We start from the raw sequence: 19610 nt of genomic DNA on the forward strand, positions 1-19610 counted from the left end.
GGGCGAGGTGCTCTCGGGCACCTCGCCCGTTCTGTTTTCCCCGTACCCTCCCGGGATGAAGACGCGCAACCGCATGCTCACGGCCGGTGCGGGCCTGATGACGGTGGCCCTGACGGGCTGCAGCACGCCGATGGTGGAGCCGATCAAGCCGCTGGAGCCGATCCCGGCGATCACCGCCGGTGCGAAGCAGTTCGACCCCCCGGTCCGGTTCAGCGACCAGCCGCTGAACGTCGGTCTGCCGCCCGGTGGTGACGCGCTGCTGCACGGGCCGCTCGTGTTCTTCGGGACGTCCGAGGCCGTCACGGTCACCGATGTGCGCACCGGGCAGGAGGTGGCCGAACTGGCGCCGGAGAACAAGCCGGGCACCGTCAGCGGCGACCCGGCCGGCGCCGACTACCACGACGCGGTGCTGGTCACGTCCTCGGCGGGCGAGCGGGTGGTGGTGCCGTACGTGACCGTCGAGACCGGCTCCGGCACCGCCCGGGACCGGGAGAAGGCGGAACTGGTCGTCGCCGACGCCGCCACCGGGCAGAGCGCCGGGGTGCTCCAGGTGGACGTCCCGGCGAACGCCTACGACTACAGCACCGACGGCCGGCTCGCCGTCGCCGGGACCAGCGGCGACCTCGTGGTGCTGGTGTTCGAGGGCAGTGAACAGCTCGCCCCGGAGACGGTCGCCGTCGACGTGGTCACCGGGAAGACCGTGTGGCGGCGGCCCGGCCTGGCCGCCGCGGCGGTGCTCGGGGACACCGTGATCGGCGCGGACGGCCTCGAGACGCGGCACCTGGCCGGCGCCGCCGTCGCGGACGGTGTGCAGCGCTGGAAGCAGACGCAGACCCAGGTTCTGCGGATCACCCCGGCCGGCCCCAAGTACGCCACGGTCCACGGCCGCAAGAACGACGGCAGTTTCACCCGGATCCTCACCCTGGTGGACGCGGCGGGCGCGGCGGCCGGTGAGTTCGATCCGGCGAACGACTTCACCGACTGCTTCTACGACGAGCAGTCGACCACCGTCTGCGCCGGCTACGGCAACGGCGCCCAGTTCGCGATCGGGTTCGACGCGACCACCGCGGCGGTGCTGTGGCGGCTCCCGACCCAGGACCGGCTCGCCCCACGGGTCGGCGCCGCCTGGCACGGCGCCGTCTACGGCGAGGTGAAGACCCGGGCGGTGGCCCTGGACGCCCGCACCGGCGCCGACCGGGAGAACAGCGACGGCCTGGCGATCCCGGCCGCCGTCAACGGGTACGGGGCGCTGACCAGCACCCCGCAGTTCTTCCCCGCGGTCGGCTGACCAGGTTTTATCCCGCGGCCGGCTGACCCGGCGCCGGCGGTTGCGGACCGCACAGCGAGCGGATCGCTCCCAGCAGCGTCGAGCGGGTGAACGGCTTCTCCAGCAGCATGCTGTTCTCGTCCAGGTGCAACTGCGGGCCGAGTGACGCCGCGGTGTACCCCGACATGTAGAGCACCGGCAGGTCCGGCTGGTGGGTGCGCAACGCGCCCGCCAGCTCCGGCCCGGTCATCGTCGGCATCACCACGTCGGTGATCAGCAGGTCCGGGCGGGCGCCGGAGGCCACCTGGGTGACCGCCATCAGCGCGTCGGTGGCCACCGCGATCTCGTAGCCGGCCGGTTCGATCAGCCGCCGCACCAGCTGCGCCACGTCCGGCTGGTCCTCGACGATCAGGACCCGGCCGATCACCGCGTTCTTCTTCTGGCCCTCGCCGGCCGTACCGGACTTCTGCTCGGCCGCCGGCAGGTAGATGTGCACCGTCGTACCCATCCGGGGCTGTGACTCCAGCTCGATGTGGCCGCCCAGGTTCTGCACGATCCCGGCCGTCGTGGCCAGGCCCAGGCCGGACGCGGTCGGGCGGGTGGTGAAGAACGGCTCCAGCGCGCGCCGCCGGACCTCGTCCTCCATGCCCACGCCGGTGTCCGTGACGACCAGGTGCACCAGCTTGCCGGCCGGGGCGTTCTCGGCGGCCAGCTGACCGGGTTCGATCACCTCGTTGGTGGCCGCGACCCGGACCATGCCGCCGTGCAGCATCGCGTCCCGGGCGTTCGCGGCCAGGTTGACCAGCGCCTGCTCCAGCGGGCCCCGCTCGGCCTTCACCGGCCACACGTCCGGGCCGAACGCCAGGTCCAGGCCGATGTGCTCGCCCAGGGTCCGGCTGAACAGCGCCTGCACGTCGGTGAGCAGGTCCGGGATCGGGATCACCTCGGGCCGGTTGCCCTCGCTGCGGCCGAACGCCAGCAGCTGGTGGGTGAGCGTGCGCCCGGTGCCGACCGCGTCCAGGATGTCCTTGGCCAGCTGGTGGTGCGGCGAACTCTCGTCGGCCGTCGACAGGATCATGTCCGCTGAGCCGGCCACCACGGTCATCAGGTTGTTGAAGTCGTGCGACAGGCCGCCGATCAGCTGGCCCAGGCTGTCCAGCCGGCGCAGGTGGTCGAGCTGGCGCTTCAGGCCACGGGCGTCGATGTGATCGGTGGTGTCGGTGATCATGCAGAGGACGCCGATGAACTCGTGCGTCTCGTCCTGCACCGGCATCATGCTGATCCGCACGCTGCGCCGGGAACCGTCGGCCCGCATCAGCCGGGTCGCGCCGACCGTGGACCGCCCGGTCTTGCACTCGGCGATCCGCCGGTCCAGCTCCTTCTGGCCCACGTTGTCCAGGAAGCCGCGCAACGACACCCCGATCAGCTCGGCCCGCGGCATGCCGAGGACCACCCCGATCGGCTCGTTGGCGTACGTCGCCACCCCGTGCGGGTCGAGCTGCAGCACCCCTTCCGGGATCGTCTCCAGCACCCGGCGGTACCGCTCCTCGGCCACCCGCAGCCGCTCCTGGGCGCGGGCACTGCTCACCGCCAGCGACAACTCGCCGGCGATGTCCCGGGCCAGCTCCACCTCCGGCGTCGAGTAGAAGGCGTCCTCGGTGTGCCGGGTCAGGATCAGATAGCCGATGTACGTGTTGTCCACGATCACCGGGCACAGCACCGCGGCGGTGATCTTCGCCTCCGGCGCCGCCAGCTCGGCCGCCGTCTCACCGGCCAGCACGATCGGGCGGCGGCTCGCGGCGAGAGTGGTCGAGTACTCGTTGTCCGGAGCCTGGCCGGCCCGGGACAGGGCCCGGGCCAGCGGTTCGGAACGTTCGTCGTCGAGATGGTGGTACGAGATCTCCTCGTACCGGCCGTCGTCGCGGAGCAGTTGGACACCCGCGCCGTCACCGATCATGTCGGCGGCGGCGCGAGCAGCCGTGGAGCGTACCTCGGCCGGATCCGCCGCAGCGCGGCTGAGCGCGAGGGCTAGGTCGGCGAGCGCGTACCGGAGGGGGTAAGCCATGACACCCATGAGCAACATGATTCGGGTTTGGCGCGGCCCGCGCGGCCGATTTGCCGGAATTGGTCAGGCGAACAGGGCGCTCACCGACTCGCCGTTGTGGATCCGGCGGATCGCCTCGGCCAGCGCCGGGCCCACCGAGATCACCGTCAGCTTGTCGGTCGCCTTCTCCGCCGGGATCGGCACCGTGTTCGTGCAGACGATCTCCTCGATCTCCTTCTCCGCGGACAGCCGCTTGATCGCGTCGTCGGTGAACAGGCCGTGGGTACACGCCACCCGGACACTGCGCACGTTTCGCTCCCGCAGCCGGGCCAGCAGCTCGAACACCGTGCTGCCCTTGGCGATCTCGTCGTCCAGCACGATCACGTCCCGGTCGGCGACCTCACCGATCACCGAGCTGATCACCACCTTGTCGTCGGCGTACCGCTGCTTCGCACCGGCCGCCACCTCGACACCGAGCATCCGGGCGAACGCCGCCGCCTCCTTGGCGTTACCCAGGTCCGGGGAGACCACGACGGTGTTGCTCAGGTCGTACCCGCGGAAATGGTTGGCCAGCTCCCGCAGCGCGTGCAGGTGATCGACCGGGATGTTGAAGAAGCCGTGCACCTGCGGCGAGTGCAGCGTCATCGCCAGCACCCGGTCCGCGCCGGCGGTGGTCAGCAGGTCGGCGACCAGACGGCCACCTATCGAGATGCGCGGGGCGTCCTTCTTGTCGCTGCGGGCGTAGGCGTAGTGCGGCAGCACCACGGTGATCCGGCCCGCCGACGCACCCCGCGCCGCGTTGAGCATGAACAACAGCTCGGCCAGATGCTCCTGGGTCGGAGGAACCATCGGCTGGATCAGGAAGACGTCACGTTCCCGGCAGTTCCCCTGCAACTGCACCTCGATGCAGTCGTTGGCGAACCTGTCGATCCGGGTCGGCATCAGCGGTACACCGAGGTGCTCGCAGATCTCCTTGGCGAGTTCAGGATGGGCAGATCCGGTGAAAACGGCGATGTCACGCACGCCCACACGATAAGTGGCGCCCCGCGGGGTCGCGACGCCGGTCCCGCTGCCGTTAACGTGGCCACATGAACGGACTCGCCGTCGCCTGTCGCCGAGTGGTCCACATCTACCGCGCCGAGGCCGGTGACGTCGTCGCCCTCGCCGGCGTCGACCTGTCCATCGCGCCCGGCGAGACCATCGCCCTGGTCGGCCCGTCCGGCTCCGGCAAGTCCACGCTGATCGCCCTGCTCGCCGGTCTGATGCGCCCGTCCGCCGGCCGCATCAACATCGGCACCTACGACATGGGCAAACTCTCCGACGGCGAGATCTCCCGGCTGCGCGGCACCGAGGTCGGCGTGGTCCTGCAAGGGGCGGCCCGCAACCTTCTGCCGTACGCCAGCCTGCACCGCAACATCTGGCTCGCCCAGCGCCGGGCCGCACACACCCGCGGCATCCAGCTCGACGACCCGGACCGCATCCTCGACCTGGTCGGCCTCCCCGGCCAGGGCCGCCGCAAACTCGCCGACCTCACCCCCGGTGGCCGCCAGCGCGCCGCCGTGGCCGTCGGGATAGCCACCGGCCCCGGCCTGCTCCTGGTCGACGAGCCCACCAGCCGCCTGGACACCGCCGGCCGCGACGAGGTGCTGGACGCCCTGGAGACGGTCAACACCGAACGCCAGACCACGATCGTGGTGGTCACCCACGACAACGAGGTGGGCGCCCGCCTGGGCCGGGCGGTGACGATCCGCGACGGCCGGGTCGGAGCCGAGGGCCGCGACGGCCAGGACTTCGCAGTGGTGGCCGGCGACGGCACGGTCCAGTTGCCCCCCGAGGTCCTGGGCAACTACCCACCGGGCACGCTGTTCACCGTCCAGCACATCGACGGCGAGGTGACCCTGCTCCCGTCCAGCCACGACACTCCGGTCTGAGATTCCCCCACCAGGACCACCCCTTTTCTTCCGGTACGCCCACCCTCCGCACCTGACGCCGCCCGGCATCCACCCAGCACCGCTTCCGGATTCCCCACCACCGTCAGCGCCACCAGGGGTCACGAGCCCTCGCCCGGCCTGTGTTCCCGCACCACCACCCGCCACGCCACCCCACATCCACGCCGAAGTCCTCGGGCCCGGTGACCGCGAGCCGACGCGACGCGGGGCGGTGGGTCAGGGGGTGGGGGCTTCGGTCTCGTCAGGTCATGGGCGGGGCCAGGTGGCGACTCCGTCGGCCAGGTGTAGTTCGCGGTCGCAGGCTGCGGCTGCTTCTGGGTCGTGGGTGGCGAAGACCACGGCTGCGCCTCGGGTCGCCTCGGCTCTCAGCAGGTCGAGGACTCGCTGGCGGTTGGCGGCGTCGAGTTCGCTGGTCACCTCGTCGGCCAGGACCACGTCGCCGTGCAGTGCCAAGCCCCGGGCCAGGGCGGTGCGCTGCTGCTGGCCGCCGGAGAGTTCGTCGATCAGCTGGTTGGCCTGGCCGGAGAGTCCGAGCGCCTCCAGGGTCTCGGCGGTCCGGCGGCGGGCGTCGGCCGGGGTACCTCCGGTGGCGATCACCGCCACCGACACGTTCTCCGCCGCGGTCAGGATCGCCGCGAGGCCGTTGTCCTGCGGAATCAGCACCACCCCGAGGGAGACCGCCTGATCCCGCCCGGTCAGCGGCACCCCGTCCACCGCGATCGTCCCGGCGCGGGCCGGAAGGATTCCCGCCATGGCGTTGAGCAGGGTGGTCTTGCCGGCCCCGGAGGTCCCGGTGACGGCCAGTACCTCCCCGGCCCGCGCCGTGACCGTGACATCGCTGAGCACGGCGTCCCCGTCGCCGTAGCCGAAGGCCGCACCTTCAACGCTCAAAGTCCGCACGACTCCCCCTCCTCATCGTTTCCACCCGGCGCAACCGCCCGAAAATTGTGGCAACCCCGCAGGCGCCCTCTCCACCAACGACCACAATCCGGACACGGCAAGCCAAAGGCCGAAAGCCAGCCGGCGCCCGGCGCCCGGTGCCCGGTGCCCGGCGGCCGGCGGCCGGCGGCCGGTGCCCGGCGGCCGGTGCCCGGCGGCCGGCGGCCGGTGGCCGGTGCCCGGCGGCCGGTGGCCGGTGCCCGGCGGCCGGTGGCCGGTGCCCGGCGGCCGGTGCCCGGCGGCCGGAAAGCCAACCGCCAGAAGGACAGGCGCCAGAGGGTGGGATCGGCCGGTGACCGTGGCAGGCCGGACCGAAGAAGGGCACCAGCCGGTGGGCGCGGAAGACCGGGCCGAAAAGCGAAACCAGCCGGTGGGCCGGGCCGAGGGGCGGGATCCGCCGGTGGGCGACACCGGAGGGGGGCCGGCGGGCGGGAATCGGTCATCGGCGTTCGATTCGGCGGCGTAGGTCTCGGCCTCCCAGGAACGCGACCAGCAACTCGACGGCCAGGACCGCGCCGGTTGCGGCCAGGAGGGCGAGCAGGCCGGGGCGGGACGGCAGCGGCACGTCGGGTGGGGTGAGGCCGGCCAGCGGCAGGGCCCAACCGGTCAGCCGCCAGGTCGCGGCGGCCACCAGGACTCCGACGGCGGTGGCGATGACCACCAGCACCGGGTACGTCCACAGGGTGGCCTGGCCGGCCGGGCCGGATCGCAACCCCTGGGTGCGCAGTGCCGTCAGGTCCTCGGTGCGGCGGATCCGGTCGACGGCCACGGTCAGGGCCAGCGCGCCGGCCCCCAGCAGCGCTGCCAGGACCGCGGCCAGCAGGTGGAACCAGAGGGCGATCGCCGGGCCCTGCTGGTCCAGGCCGGCGCGGACGTCCGCGGCCGTGGTGTCGGAGACGATCACCAGGCCGTGGGTGGCCATCCGGTCGGCGACGTCGGCGGGGGCGGCGGGCCCCAGCCACACCTGCGGGTCGATCACCGGTTTCGGGTCGACGGCGAGGCGGTCGAGGTACTCCAGGTCGACCAGGGCCGACTCCCGCCCGGCGGCGGGCACCGCGGGCAGGTCGGCGGCGTCGTCGAGCAGGACGCCGACCGGTGCCACGCCGGTGATCGACGGGTCGGCGGGGCGGGTGCCGGCGAACGCCATCGGCAGCGGGTACGGCGTGACCACCGGCTGGATCCAGACGACCTCGGCGACACTCGCGGTGACCTGGACGTCGGCGCGCAGCCCGTCGGGGGCGGCGGAGAGACGGCCCAGCCCGGCGGTACGCCAGCCGGCGGCGTCGGTAAGCGTCACCGGAACCGTCGTATTCAGCTGGTGGAAGGTCACCTGCCCGGTGATGGTGGAGCCGCCGCCCGCGCCGGAGAGCCGGATGCCGTTGATCCGGCAGCCGTCCCGGCAGACCTCGGTGCGCTGGTAGTAGCTGTGCCTGCCGTTCTTGAGGAAGCCCATCTCGACGAGGGCGTCGCCGTGCCCGGCCAGGGACGACACCGAGACGACCATCCGCATCTCCCCCGGGGTGGAGACGGTCGCGTCGATCAGGATGTCCCGGGATGCGAGCGCCGGTGGATCGGCGGCGGCCGGGTGCAGGATCCGGTGCACGTCGCGCGGGTCGCGGGCTCCGGCGGGCCAGGCGGCGACGGCGGCGAGCCGTTCGGTGTCGACGGCGAGACCGGGCACGGACACGCTGCCGCCCGGTAGGCGTACCGCGGCCATCGCCCAGGCGCCGTCGGGGTCGAGGGCCCGGACGGCGGTGAGCAGCTGGCGGCGGGTGAGCGGCTGGACGGTGACGACCCGGTCGGCGCCGAGGCCGACGTCCGCCGCGACGGCCCGGCCACGGTCGGCGGTGTCGACCGCCCCGACCGCGTAGGCGGCGACCGCCGCGGTGGCGACGAGCAGCGCGAACAGGCGGCCGGCGCCGGGCCGGCGGGACAGTTGCAGCCCGGCCAGGGCCAGACCGAGGCGGCCCCGGTTCAGCGCCCGGACGGCCAGCAGGTTCACCACCGGGAGCAGCAGCCGGGCGGCCACCAGGGCGAGCGCCAGCACGATGAAGGCGGGCGCGAACATGCCGACGCCGGTGAGGGGTTCGCCGGAGAGCGCGAACTGGACGCCGGTGGCCACGGCGAGCGCCGCCACCACGGCTTCGGCGGCGGCGATGCGCCGGTGGTCGCGGGCCGGGGCGCGGCGGAGCAGCCGGGTGACCGGGCTGACGAGTTGCCGGCGCTGGGCGACGACCGCGGCGATCAGTGCCGCCACGGCGGCGAGTGGCGCGTACCGCAGGGAGGTGATCGCCGGGTCGGCGCCGACTCCCGGGAACAGCGCCGCCGACACCGCGTTGACCAGCAGTTGCCCGGCGAGGCAGCCGGCCACCGCGCCGGCCAGGACCGCGGTCAGGCTCTCCCCGGTCGCCAGCCACCAGCGGGTCCACCAGCGGGCGCCGCGCAACGCGACCACGGCCAGTTCGCTCTGCCGGCCCTCGGCGCCGTAACCGACGGTGAGGTAGATGGTGAAGCAGGCGAGCAGCACCAGGGGCACCGCGATGACCGGCACGAGCAGCCGGGCCGCCGCCCGGCCCTGGTCGATCCGGTCGAGCAGCCGCGGGATCCCGCTGTCGAACTGGATCCGGTCGAGTTCCAGCGCGGTCGCTTCCAGCCGGGCCACGTCGGCCCGCAGGTCGTCGAGCCGGTCGATGTCGACGGTGCCGGGCCGGGCGAGGCCGTCGATGGTCAGCAGGGTGGTGGTGCGTTCCATCGTGTCGAGGGTGACGGCGTTGGTGAACGCGGGCTCGCCGGAGCTGACGCCGGTGCCGCTGACGAAGTAGCCGTGCAGCCCCCAGTAGCCGTCGGCGGGGTCGATCGCCCGGTAGGTGCCGGCCACGGTCATCGGTTTCGGCGCGGCCGCGGCCATCCAGGTGGGTGGGCGGGACTGGTCGTCCTGGCGGGCGGCGGTGAGCTCGACGGAGTCGCCGGGGGTCAGCCCTCGGCGCTGTGCGGTGCGCTCGCCGATGAGCACCTCGCCCTCGCCGGCCAGGCAGCGCCCGCTGACGATCCGGACGTGGGCGCAGATCTCCTGACGGAAGACGACCCGGGTGGCGAAGTCGGTGGTCTCCTCCAGGCCGACGGCGGGCACCTCAGCGGCGTGGTGGTAGGTGAACCCGGGCAGGGTGAGCAGCACGGTGCCGACGTCGGGGAAGGCGATGCCGGCCGAGCTGGTGGTCTCGTCCAACGTGTCGGTGGTCCGGCGTAGGACCAGGCTGAGTTCGTTGTCGGGGGCGGTGGCGATCTGCCCGGCGGCGATGGCCCGCTCGGCGGCGACCAGGTAGGCCGGGGCGGCGACCGCGGAGGCGACCGCCAGCAGAGCAAGCAGGGCGAGGGTGACCGCCTGCCCCCGGCGGGTCCAGACCATGGCGAGGACCAGCGAGATCATCGGTCGGCCCCCTCGCGCGAGCGGAGGATCCGGAGCAGCGGCGACAGGGTGGCCCAGGAGGCCGACCCGAGCACCGCGAGCGCGACGGCGAACGCGGCCCCGGTGGTCAGCGGGTCGAGCGGATCGGGTGGGGTGATCACCGCCCAGCCGTCGGCGAATCCCGGGACGGTGCGCCCGATGACGGCGACCGCGAGCGAGGTGGCGAGGAGCCCGCCGAACAGCCCGGTCAGCACCAGGACGGCGGCACCGGCCCATCCGGTGGTGGTGGCCGCCCAGTGGGACAGCCCCTGGTCGCGCAGGGCGGTGAACTGTTCGGTGAGGGACCGGCGGTCCACCGTGGCGGCGACCGCGACGGTGGCGGCGGCGAGGAGCAGGGCGGCGATCCCGGCGATCAGCCCGAACCGGACGACGACGGCCGGGGCCTGGGCGCCGAGCCGGGCGGCGTGGGCGGTGACGGTGTCGTCGGCGGTCACGGTGAGCCCGCCCGCGGTGAGGGCGGCGACGAGGCCGGACGGCGTGCCGGGCGCCAGCCACACCTGGTACTCCCCGCCGGGATCGGTCTCGGCGGCGAGACGGCGAACGGCGTCCAGGTCGACGACCAGGCCGTCCCGGCCGACCAGCGGCAGCGCCGGGACCGTCGCGGTGACCTGCACCGGAGCGGGATCACCGTACGCCGTCAGGGCCGCCTCGGCGCCCCGCCAGTCGTCCGGCGGCGGCCCGGCCATCAGGGCGGGCAGCGGCAGGAGGCTGTCGGAGGCCCACGCCGCGGTGCCCAGCGGCCGGCCCGCACCGCCCAGGTCGGCGTCGCCGGCCAGTCGCAGCACGCCGTCGCTCGCGGTGACCTCCAGGGCCACCTCGGTGGTCCCGGCCCGCCAGCGGGTGATGTCGCCGAGCACCGCCGCGTCCAGCACCGGGGCGCCGGAGTCACCGAGCCGGAGCCCGAGCACCCCGACCGTGGTCCCGGCCGGTGGCGGCTGGATCCGGCCACCCTTGCCGGGTGGCGTGGTCAGTTCCCATCGCACGATCCGGCAGCCGGGTGCGACCGAGCAGCCGGTCACCTCGGCGGTCGTGGTCTGCTCGCCGGGGCGCAGGGTGCCGAACCGGACGGTGACCGGCAGCCCGGTGGCCTCGTGCTGCAGGCGCAGTCGCAGGGCGAGGGCGGCCGGGCCGTCGCGCCGGGCGGTCAGGGTGAGCCGGTCGCCGGTGACCAGGGGCAACGGGGTGAGCCCGGCGGCGGCGACCGCGGCCGGGAGGGTGCCGGCCGGCCCGTACTCCGGGCGCCAGCCGGTGACCGCGGTGAGCCGTGCGGTGTCCACCTCGAGGATCTCGATGTCGTCGTTGCGGTTGCGGACGGCGGCCATCGCCTGCCGGCCGCCCGGATCGGCGGCGCGGACGGCGTGCAGCAGCACGGTCCGGTTGTCCGCCTCGACGGTCAGCACCCGGACCGCGCCCAGCTCGGTCTCGCTGCGGGCCAGACGGGCCGCGCCCTCGGCGCCCCACCCGCCGGCGGCGGTCAGGAACATCGCGACCGCGACCACCACCAGCGCCAGGACCCGGTCGGTGCCGGGTGACCGGGAGAACCGGAGGGCGACCAGGCCGGTCCGCAGCCGGCCGGCCCGCAGCGCGGCGGCGCCGCCCCGGTCGGCGGCCCGGCTCAGCAGGCGGGCGACGAGCAGGCCGACCGCCAGGGCGACCAGGGCGGGCGCCGCCGGGCCGAGGCCGTCGTCGGGGCCGTCGGAGCGGGCCTGGTAGATCGCGGCGGCGGCGACCACCAGCAGGAGCAGGTCGACGAGGGCCGGCCGCCAGGCGCCGCGCTCGGAGCCGGCCGGCCGCAGCAGCGCCGCCACCGGCCGCCCGAGAACCGCCGCTTCCACGGCGGCCAGCACGGCCAGGCCGCCGAGCAGCACCGCGGCCACCGCCGCCGCGCTGTAGAGCAGGGCGGACGTCTGGTCGGCGGCGACCGGCACCGGCCCGGCCAGCAGCCGGGCCAGCAGGAAACCGGCCGGTGCGCCGAGCAGCACACCGGCGATCAGCGGCACCAGGTGCTGGCCCCAGGCCAGGCGCAGCCGCCCGAACCGGCCGATCCCGCGCAGTTTGAGCAGGGCGGCGTCGGCACGGCGGTCGCGCAACGTGTACCACCCGGCGAGGCCGACGGCGAACCACGTGACGATCAGCAGCTGGGCGCCGGCGGTGAGGACGCCGTTGAGGATGACGTGCCGATCCCAGGCGATGGACTCGGCCAGCGGGACGGACCGGCTGGTGAGCCGCATCTGGGAGCCACCGAGCCGCCGGTCGGCCGTGGTGATCTCGGAGCGCAGGTCACGGCCGCCGTCACCGCGCAGGAGGGAGTCGGCGATGGTCACGTCGTACGCCATGTTGGGGGTGTGCAGCTCCTGGCGGGTGAACGTGCCGGGCGTGGTGAACGCCGGGTCGAGGATGCCGCCGGTGCGGAACATGGCGTTGTTCCAGTACGGCCCGGCCGGGTCGGTGCGGGCGTAGAGCCCGGTCACCCGCAGCTCGAGCGGCCCGTCGGCGGTGGTGCTGAGGACGCCGATGGCACCGCCGACACCGACGGCCAGGCGCTGGGCGGTCTCGTGGGTGATCGCGACGTCGCGGTCGGCGGCCGGGCAGGCGCCCTCGATGCGCACGTGGGCGCAGAAGTCGTCCCGGTAGGCCACCGGCATGCTGGCCGCGCTCGTCCCGTCGCGCACGTTGAGCGGCCACACCATGCCGCCGACACCGTCGCCGAGACCGGCCGGCAGGGCGGCCCGCGCGTCGGCGGTGAACCGGTCCAGCCGGGCCTGCGGGCCGGTGCGGGCGTCCACCCGGGTGACCACCGAGAGGGTCCGCTGGCTCGCCGGGGCGCTGCCGAGGTAGGCGTCGGCGGAGGCGCTGACGGCCGCGAACCCATACCACGGGCCGGCCGCGGCGACGGCTGCGGCGAGCATGGTCAGAACGAGAATCGTCAGCACCTGCGCGGCACGGGTGCGCACCGCGCCGAAGACGAGTGCGAGCATTCACCCTCCCCCGGTCCAGGGCGACGTTACGCGATCACCGGGTCACGCGGGGGCCCCTGTGGACAGAGGTTTCACAGCCAGCCGCGGCGCTTCAGGAAGGTGTACAAACCGCTGGCCGCGGCCAGCATCAGAGCGCAGCTGAGCAGGAATCCCCACCACTTCCCGAAGCCGGGATAGGGCACGTTCTGTCCGAAGTAGCCGGTCAGGGCGGTGGGTACGGCGATGATCGCGGCCCAGGCCGCCAGTTTGCGGGTGACCACGTTGAGTTCGTTGCTCTGTTCGGCCAGGTCGTCGTCGAGCAGCTCGGTGATCCGGCCGCGGGAGTGCTCGATCAGGTCGACGGCGTGCCGGGCGTGGTCCTCGACGTCGCGGTAGTACGGCCGCAGATGGTCGTCCCCGGCCAGCTCCTTAGCAACGTCGCGGACCACGTCGGGCATCGGCGCCACCGCCCGGCGCAGCGTGGCCAGGGCCCGGCGCAGGACGAATCCGCGCCGCCGGACGTCGCGGGGCGCCGGGCCGTCACCGAGCATCCGGTCCTCGACGGTGTCCATCGCCTCGTCGATCCGCTGGGCGGTGCGGTACTGCCCGTCGACGACGAGGTCGAGCAACCCGTACACCAGGAAATCGACGCCGGCCCCGGCCGGCCGCCCCTCCTCGTCCCACCGCTGGGTGAGGGTCTTCAGGTCGAAGGGTGTCTTGCGGACCGTGATCAGCGCCCGCGGGGTGATGAACGCACTGATCTCGGTCTTGCGTGGCGTGCCGTCGGCGTCGTCGAAGGTGACGGCGTAGACGTTGAGGAACAGGTGGTTGCGGTAGTGGTCGAGTTTGGGCCGCTCGTGTTCCTGGACGGCGTCCTCGACGGCGAGCGGGTGCAGGCCGAACTCGTCGGCGAGGGTGGCCAGGTCGGCGGCGCCGGGTGCGTCGAGATCGACCCAGACGACGGCGTCCGGGGCGGTGCGCAGCCGTTCGCCGGCCTCGTCGATGCCGAATCCCTCGGCCGTCAGCCGACCGTTGACGTAGAGGCGGGAGGTCACGGCCTACGATAAGCCGTGACCTGGATAGATCAACTGCTGACCGCCTTCTACGAGGCCCGGTGGCAGGTGACCGACACTCAGTCGATCTATTGGCGGGAGATCGTCGGCAACGTGTTCGGGCTGGGTTCGGCGCTGCTGGGGCTGCGCCGCAACTACTGGGCCTGGCCGGTCGGGATCGTCGGCAACGTGCTGCTGTTCACCGTCTTCCTCGGTCAGGCGGTCGGCAACGATCAGGGCACCCCGCTCTACGGCCAGGCCGCCCGGCAGGTGTTCTTCCTGGTCACCAGCGTCTATGGCTGGTGGGCGTGGCGGCGCAACAGGCGGCGGGACCACGGCACCGCGGTGATCCCGCGCTGGGCCACCCCGCGCCAGCGGATGATCTTCATTCCGCTGGCGCTGGTCGCGGTGGCCGTCTGCTTCGTGGTGTTCCGGGAGATCGGCGCGGGGTTCCCGGTGCCGTGGTGGTACTACCTGGCCGACTCGTGGATCTTCGTCGGGTCGATGCTGGCGACCTACGCGATGGCCCGTGGCTGGGTCGAGTTCTGGCTCTGCTGGATCGCCGTGGACCTGGTCGGAGTGCCCGAGCTGCTGCACTTCGGCTACTACCCGTCGGCGATCCTCTACGCCGTCTACCTGCTCTTCGTCATCTGGGGGTTCGTGGTCTGGACCCGGATCTCCCGGTCGGACTCGCTGGTGACCGCCTCGTCACCCTGAGGGCGTCGCAGCATCCACAGGCTGACCGGGACTCCGGCCGCGACCAGGACCGCCGCGACCACCAGCGAGTCCTGGTACCCGCTGAGGAATCCGGCCGTCTCGGCGCGGTCGGTCAGGATGGCGCCGAGCACCGTCACGCCGAGCAGCCCGAACACCTCACGGGACACGTTGAGCATGCCGGAGGCGATACCGGCCCGCTGGGGCGGCAGCGCGTCGACGACCACGGTGTTCAGCGGGATCAGCAGGCCACCGCCGACGCCGTAGAGCAGGAACCAGGGCAGCAGGTCGAGATAGGTGGTGCCGGCGCCGTACTGGGCGATGCCACCGATCGCCGCGGCCATCACCGCGAGACCGAAAGCGGTCACCCGGGCGACGCCGAACCGGATCTCGAGACGGGGCGCCAGGACGGCGCCGACCGCGGTGATGATCGCCATCGGGATGAACGCGGCACCGGCCGAGGTGGGCGAGAAGCCGAGCACGTCCTGTAGGTAGATGGCCATGTAGAAGTAGATGCCGAAGACGCCGAAAGCCCACAGGCCCATCGCGAGCAGGCCGCCGGTGAACATCCGGGACCGGAAGAAGCGCAGGTCGACCATGGCGTCGGAGTTGCGGTTCTGGAGGATCACGAAGGCCAGGGCCGCTGCCGCGGCGAGACCGAAGAGGCCCAGGATGAGCGGCGAGGTCCAGCCTTCCGCGTTTCCTTCGATCAGCGCGTACGTCAGCGCGAACAGCGCCAGTGACGAGGTGGCGAGTCCGGCCGGGTCGAGCCGGCGGAGCACTCCGGCGCGGTCGGCCGCCGGGTCGCCGGGCACGCTGACCAGGGTCAGCGCCAGGGTCGCCAGGCCGATCGGCAGGTTGATCAGGAAGATCCAGCCCCACGAGACGTGTTCGCTGAGCACCCCGCCGGTGAACGGGCCGACGGCGAGGGCGAGCGCGCCGACCCCGCCCCAGATCCCGATCGCGGCGCCGCGTTCCTTCGGGTCCGGGAACAGCCGCTGGATCAGGGCGAGTGACGCCGGGGCGAGCAGCGCCGCGCCGACACCCTGGAGCGCGCGGGCCCCGATCAGCGTCGCCTGACCGCCGGCGAGACCGGCGACGACCGAGGCGGCGGTGAAGACGGCCAGCCCGGACACGAACGCCAGGCGGGTGCCGAGCACGTCGGCGATCCGGCCGCCGGCGAGCAGCAGACCGGCGAAGACCAGGATGTACGCGCTGGTGATCCATTCCAGCCCGGCGATGCTCAGACCCAGGTCCCGTTGAATGCTCGGCAGCGCGACGTTCACGACGTTGTTGTCGAGATAGGTCATGAAGGTGCCGAGCGCCACCGCGACCAGCGCCCACCACCGTCGGTTCTTCTCCATCGAATCTCCCCCTGTACGCCGTACATGTACTCCGTACATGAGACCTGTACGTTGTATGGTTGTCAAGTGACAGCCGATCGACTCACCCGGACCGCCGTGGCCGGCCGCGCCGTGCGCCTCGCCGACGAGGAGGGCCTGGAAGCGGTCACGATCCGTCGCCTCGCCAAGGAGCTGGGCGTCACTCCGATGGCGCTCTACTGGCACTTCAAGAACAAGGACGAGCTGCTGATCGGCCTGGTCGACCAGGCCCTGGCCGACGTGCGCACCGATCCGGCGGCCACCGACCCCTGGCCGAAACGGCTACGCGCCGTGATCGAGATCGTGATGGACGTGCTCCGCGCGCACCCGTGGCTGCCGACTCTGCTGTTCTCGGTGGACAAGTTCCGGGTGGAGAGCTTCACCCGCGCGACGAACGACACCCTCGCCCTGCTCGCCGACGCCGGGTTCACCGTCGAGGAGTCGTACTGGGTGGCGACCCACCTGCTGAACGGGTGCATCGGCGCGGTCAACGGCCAGCCGGACTGCCCGCCGAACCTGCCGGCCGGCCAGGAGGCGGAGTGGCGGCGGCAGAAACGGCTGCACCTGGAGAGCATGCCGCTGGACCGCTTCCCGATGCTGATCGAACTGGCGGCGTCCTATCGCGGCGAACCCGACATGGACCGCTACTACGCGTTCTGCGCCGACCTGCTGGTCTCCGGCGTGGAGGCGACGGCCGCGGCCCGCTGATCGCTCCGGCCCGGTGCGGCCGGCGACCAGTGCCACCCCTACGACGCGGACACGGCGGTCTCCTGCGAGCACTGATGCCGTACCGGCGCCTTGCTGTTTCTTGCAAGAAGAAGTCATCCTCTTCCAAGCTCTGCAAGAACTTGCTAGCTTCCACGGCATGTGAACGCGGGATCACACTCGCGTTTCTCCCCCATGTCATCGGAGGCCCCGTGTCCCGAATGCTCCGCAGAGTGCTGGCCGCGCTCTGCGCCGTCCCCCTGCTGCTCCTGTCCGACCTACCCGCCGCCCACGCGGCGACCACCGTCACCGTCTACTACCAGGCCCCCACCTCCTGGTCCGCGGCGAACCTCCACTACGCCCCGACCGGCGGCGCCTGGACGACAGCGCCCGGCGTCGCCATGAGCCCCTACTCCGCGTGTGCCGGCTGGTTCGTCAAGCAGGTCGACCTCGGCACCGCGACCGGCCTGCAACTCGTCTTCAACAACGGTTCGGGCACCTGGGACAACAACTCCGGAAACAACTACAGCGCCGGTACGGGCACCATCACCGTCTCCGCCGGCGCCGTGAGCTCGGCGGTCCCCTGTGGAAGCAACGGCGCCAACACCGCGACCGTGTACTACCGCACCACCTGGACCACGGCGTACCTGCACTTCGCACCGTCCGGCGGTTCGTGGACCCCGGTCCCCGGTGTGGTCATGAACGAACCGGCGTGCGCCGGATGGGTGCGCCGGACCGTCAGCCTCGGCACCGCCACCACCTGGGCCGCCACCTTCAACGACGGCGCCGGGACCTGGGACAGCAACGGCGGCCGGAATTACCCGCTGGGCACCGGCACGAGCACCGTCAGCGGCGGTGTGGTCACCGCGAACGCCGCGGATCCGTGTGCCGCCGCGCCGCCGGACACCACCGCGCCGTCCACGCCGGGCGGACTGACCGCGACCGCGGCGAACACCACCGTGACGCTCGGGTGGGACGCCTCGACCGACGACGTGGGCGTGGCCGGATACCGGATCACCCGCGGGAGCACGGTGCTGAGCAGCTCGACCACGGCGTACACCGATCGCGGGCTGGCGGCGAACACCTCGTACACGTACCGGGTCCAGGCTCTCGACGCGGCCGGAAACCTCTCCGCGGCCGCCTCGGCGACCGTGACCACCGGATCCGCCGCGCCCGCCCCCGCCGGAGGCGAGATGCTCGGTGGCGACCCGCGCAAGGACAGCATCTACTTCATCCTCACCGCCCGTTTCAACGACGGTGACAGCACCAACAACCGGGGCGGCAGTCAGCACGTCAAATCCGGGAACGCCGCCAACGACGACCCGATGTTCCGGGGCGATTTCAAGGGCCTGGTCGACAAGCTCGACTACATCAAAGGGCTCGGATTCTCCGCCGTCTGGATCACGCCGGTCGTGCTGAACCGCTCCGACTACGACTTCCACGGCTACCACGGATACGACTTCTACGAGGTCGATCCGCGGCTGGAGTCGGACGGCGCGTCCTATCAGGAACTCATCGACTCGGCCCACGCCAAGGGCCTGAAGATCTACCAGGACGTGGTCTTCAACCACACCTCCCGATGGGGCGCGAACGGTCTTTTCACCCCGACCGTCTACGGTGTCCGGGACAATCAGTGGAGCTGGTACTACAGCGAGAAGGCCGCCGGGAAGAAATACGACCCGCTGGCCGAGGACGCCAACGGGCGCACCTACAACGGCGATCTGTGGAGCAGCACCGCACCGGCCGGGAACACCTGCCCGAACTACGGCACACCGACCGGCGGGAAGAGTCCCGAGGGATACACGCTCTACCACTGCCAATGGCCGTCGCCGACCGCGAAGATGTTCCCGTCGAACCTCTTCCACCAGTGCTGGATCGGCAACTGGGAGGGTGAGGACGCCCGGTCCTGCTGGCTGCACGAGGACCTGGCCGACCTGAACACCGAGAACGCCGCGGTGCAGGACTACCTGATCGGGGCGTACCAGAAGTACATCGACATGGGCGTCGACGGATTCCGGATCGACACCGCCGTACACATTCCGCGGGTCACCTGGAACCGCCGGTTCCTCCCCGCCCTGCAGAACCACCTGACCGCGAAATACGGCGCCACCAAGGCCAAGGACTTCTACATCTTCGGTGAGGTCGCCGCGTTCGTGAACGACAAGTGGAACCGGGGCTCGGTCAACCACTCCGCCCAGTTCTTCACCTGGAAGGAGCGGGCCACCTATTCCAGCGACGACGTGACGGCCGCGATCGAGCAGTTCGACTACGAGAACAACATGGGTACGGGTAATCAGCCGACCAGCACCAACGCATTCCTGAACGGCAACACCTATCACGCCCCGGACCACTCGAAGTTCTCCGGCATGAACATCATCGACATGCGGATGCACATGAACTTCGGGGACGCGTCGAACGCGTATCACAACGGCAAGGACTCGGACGACTCGGTCAACGACGCCACCTACAACGTGGTCTATGTGGATTCGCACGACTACGGGCCCAACAAATCGTCGGTACGGTACGCCGAGGGCACCGACGCGTGGGCCGAGAACATGGCGCTGATGTGGACGTTCCGCGGCATCCCGACGCTCTACTACGGCTCGGAGATCGAGTTCAAGGCCGGGCAGCGGATCGACTGCGGGCCGACCTGCCCGCTGGAGACCACCGGCCGCGCCTACTACGGCGGCCAGATCGCCGGGAACGTCACCGCCAGTGATTACGGCGTCGTCTCGTCGGCCACCGGCCAGGTCGCCACCACCCTGTCGAAACCGCTGGTCAAGCACCTGCAGCGGCTCAATCAGATCCGCCGGGCGGTGCCCGCGCTGCAGATGGGCCAGTACTCGACCGAGGGTGTCAGCGGCAACATGGCCTACAAGCGCCGCTACACCGCGAACGGCGTCGACAGTTTCGCCCTGATCACCGTCTCGAACGGGGCGACCTTCAGCGGCATCCCGAACGGCACCTACGTCGACGCGGTCACCGGCGACACCCGGACCGTCACCGGCGGCTCCCTCACCGTCGACCTCAACGCCAAGGGCAACCTGCGCGTCTACGTCCTCTCGACGAGCGCCACCCCGGCCCCCGGCCGGATCGGCTCAGCCACCACCTATCTGAAGTGACACCCCGGCTCTG

General features: G+C 72.1%; 12 protein-coding genes. 5 read left to right on the plus strand and 7 right to left on the minus strand.

The genetic code is table 11. The features are described 5' to 3' along the window. Positions 1-55: 55 nt before the first annotated feature. Positions 56-1288, plus strand: coding sequence for a hypothetical protein (locus tag Aco03nite_RS09715; protein ID WP_203794460.1), 1233 nt, complete (start codon positions 56-58; stop codon positions 1286-1288). A gap of 7 nt (positions 1289-1295) precedes the next feature. On the opposite strand, the gene Aco03nite_RS09720 is transcribed toward Aco03nite_RS09715, so the two are convergent. Beyond that, positions 1296-3332 (minus strand): response regulator, encoded by a 2037-nt coding sequence (locus Aco03nite_RS09720; protein WP_239145031.1) that lies wholly within the window; start codon positions 3330-3332, stop codon positions 1296-1298. Between the two features lie 63 nt (positions 3333-3395). Further along, entirely contained in the window at positions 3396-4334 is a 939-nt protein-coding gene (locus Aco03nite_RS09725; RefSeq protein ID WP_203794462.1) for a ribose-phosphate diphosphokinase, read from the minus strand. Between the two features lie 65 nt (positions 4335-4399). Here Aco03nite_RS09725 and Aco03nite_RS09730 point away from each other — a divergent pair, with 65 nt between their 5' ends. Then, the gene (locus Aco03nite_RS09730) at positions 4400-5242 is read left to right on the plus strand and encodes an ABC transporter ATP-binding protein (protein ID WP_203794463.1); all 843 of its coding nucleotides are present in this window, start codon (positions 4400-4402) and stop codon (positions 5240-5242) included. Between the two features lie 264 nt (positions 5243-5506). On the opposite strand, the gene Aco03nite_RS09735 is transcribed toward Aco03nite_RS09730, so the two are convergent. The 4 genes from Aco03nite_RS09735 to Aco03nite_RS09750 form a co-directional block, all read right to left on the minus strand. After that, positions 5507-6160, minus strand: coding sequence for an ABC transporter ATP-binding protein (locus Aco03nite_RS09735; RefSeq protein ID WP_203794464.1), 654 nt, complete (start codon positions 6158-6160; stop codon positions 5507-5509). 478 nt (positions 6161-6638) lie between these two features. Further along, positions 6639-9626, minus strand: a complete 2988-nt coding sequence (locus Aco03nite_RS09740) for an FtsX-like permease family protein (protein WP_203794465.1) — start codon at positions 9624-9626, stop codon at positions 6639-6641. Beyond that, positions 9623-12643, minus strand: a complete 3021-nt coding sequence (locus tag Aco03nite_RS09745) for an ABC transporter permease (protein ID WP_203794467.1) — start codon at positions 12641-12643, stop codon at positions 9623-9625. Before Aco03nite_RS09745 ends, Aco03nite_RS09740 begins: the two co-directional genes overlap by 4 nt. Positions 12644-12714: 71 nt before the next feature. Next, entirely contained in the window at positions 12715-13677 is a 963-nt protein-coding gene (locus tag Aco03nite_RS09750; RefSeq protein ID WP_203794468.1) for a magnesium transporter CorA family protein, read from the minus strand. A 15-nt stretch (positions 13678-13692) separates the two neighbouring features. Between Aco03nite_RS09750 and pnuC the strand changes: the two genes are divergently transcribed. Then, the gene (gene pnuC, locus Aco03nite_RS09755) at positions 13693-14391 is read left to right on the plus strand and encodes a nicotinamide riboside transporter PnuC (protein ID WP_203794470.1); all 699 of its coding nucleotides are present in this window, start codon (positions 13693-13695) and stop codon (positions 14389-14391) included. Here the strand turns inward: pnuC and Aco03nite_RS09760 are convergent. Then, on the minus strand, positions 14307-15752 hold the full coding sequence (locus Aco03nite_RS09760; RefSeq protein ID WP_203794471.1) for a DHA2 family efflux MFS transporter permease subunit: 1446 nt from the start codon (positions 15750-15752) through the stop codon (positions 14307-14309). The genes pnuC and Aco03nite_RS09760 overlap by 85 nt on opposite strands. 66 nt (positions 15753-15818) lie before the next feature. Here Aco03nite_RS09760 and Aco03nite_RS09765 point away from each other — a divergent pair, with 66 nt between their 5' ends. Both Aco03nite_RS09765 and Aco03nite_RS09770 read left to right on the plus strand, forming a co-directional pair. Continuing rightward, positions 15819-16478: a TetR/AcrR family transcriptional regulator gene (locus Aco03nite_RS09765; protein WP_275415855.1), complete on the plus strand. Its 660-nt coding sequence runs from the start codon at positions 15819-15821 to the stop codon at positions 16476-16478. A gap of 218 nt (positions 16479-16696) precedes the next feature. Further along, the gene (locus Aco03nite_RS09770; protein WP_203794691.1) at positions 16697-19597 is read left to right on the plus strand and encodes a carbohydrate binding domain-containing protein; all 2901 of its coding nucleotides are present in this window, start codon (positions 16697-16699) and stop codon (positions 19595-19597) included. Positions 19598-19610: the final 13 nt, after the last annotated feature.

Source organism: Actinoplanes couchii (assembly GCF_016862075.1).
GTDB lineage: Bacteria > Actinomycetota > Actinomycetes > Mycobacteriales > Micromonosporaceae > Actinoplanes > Actinoplanes couchii.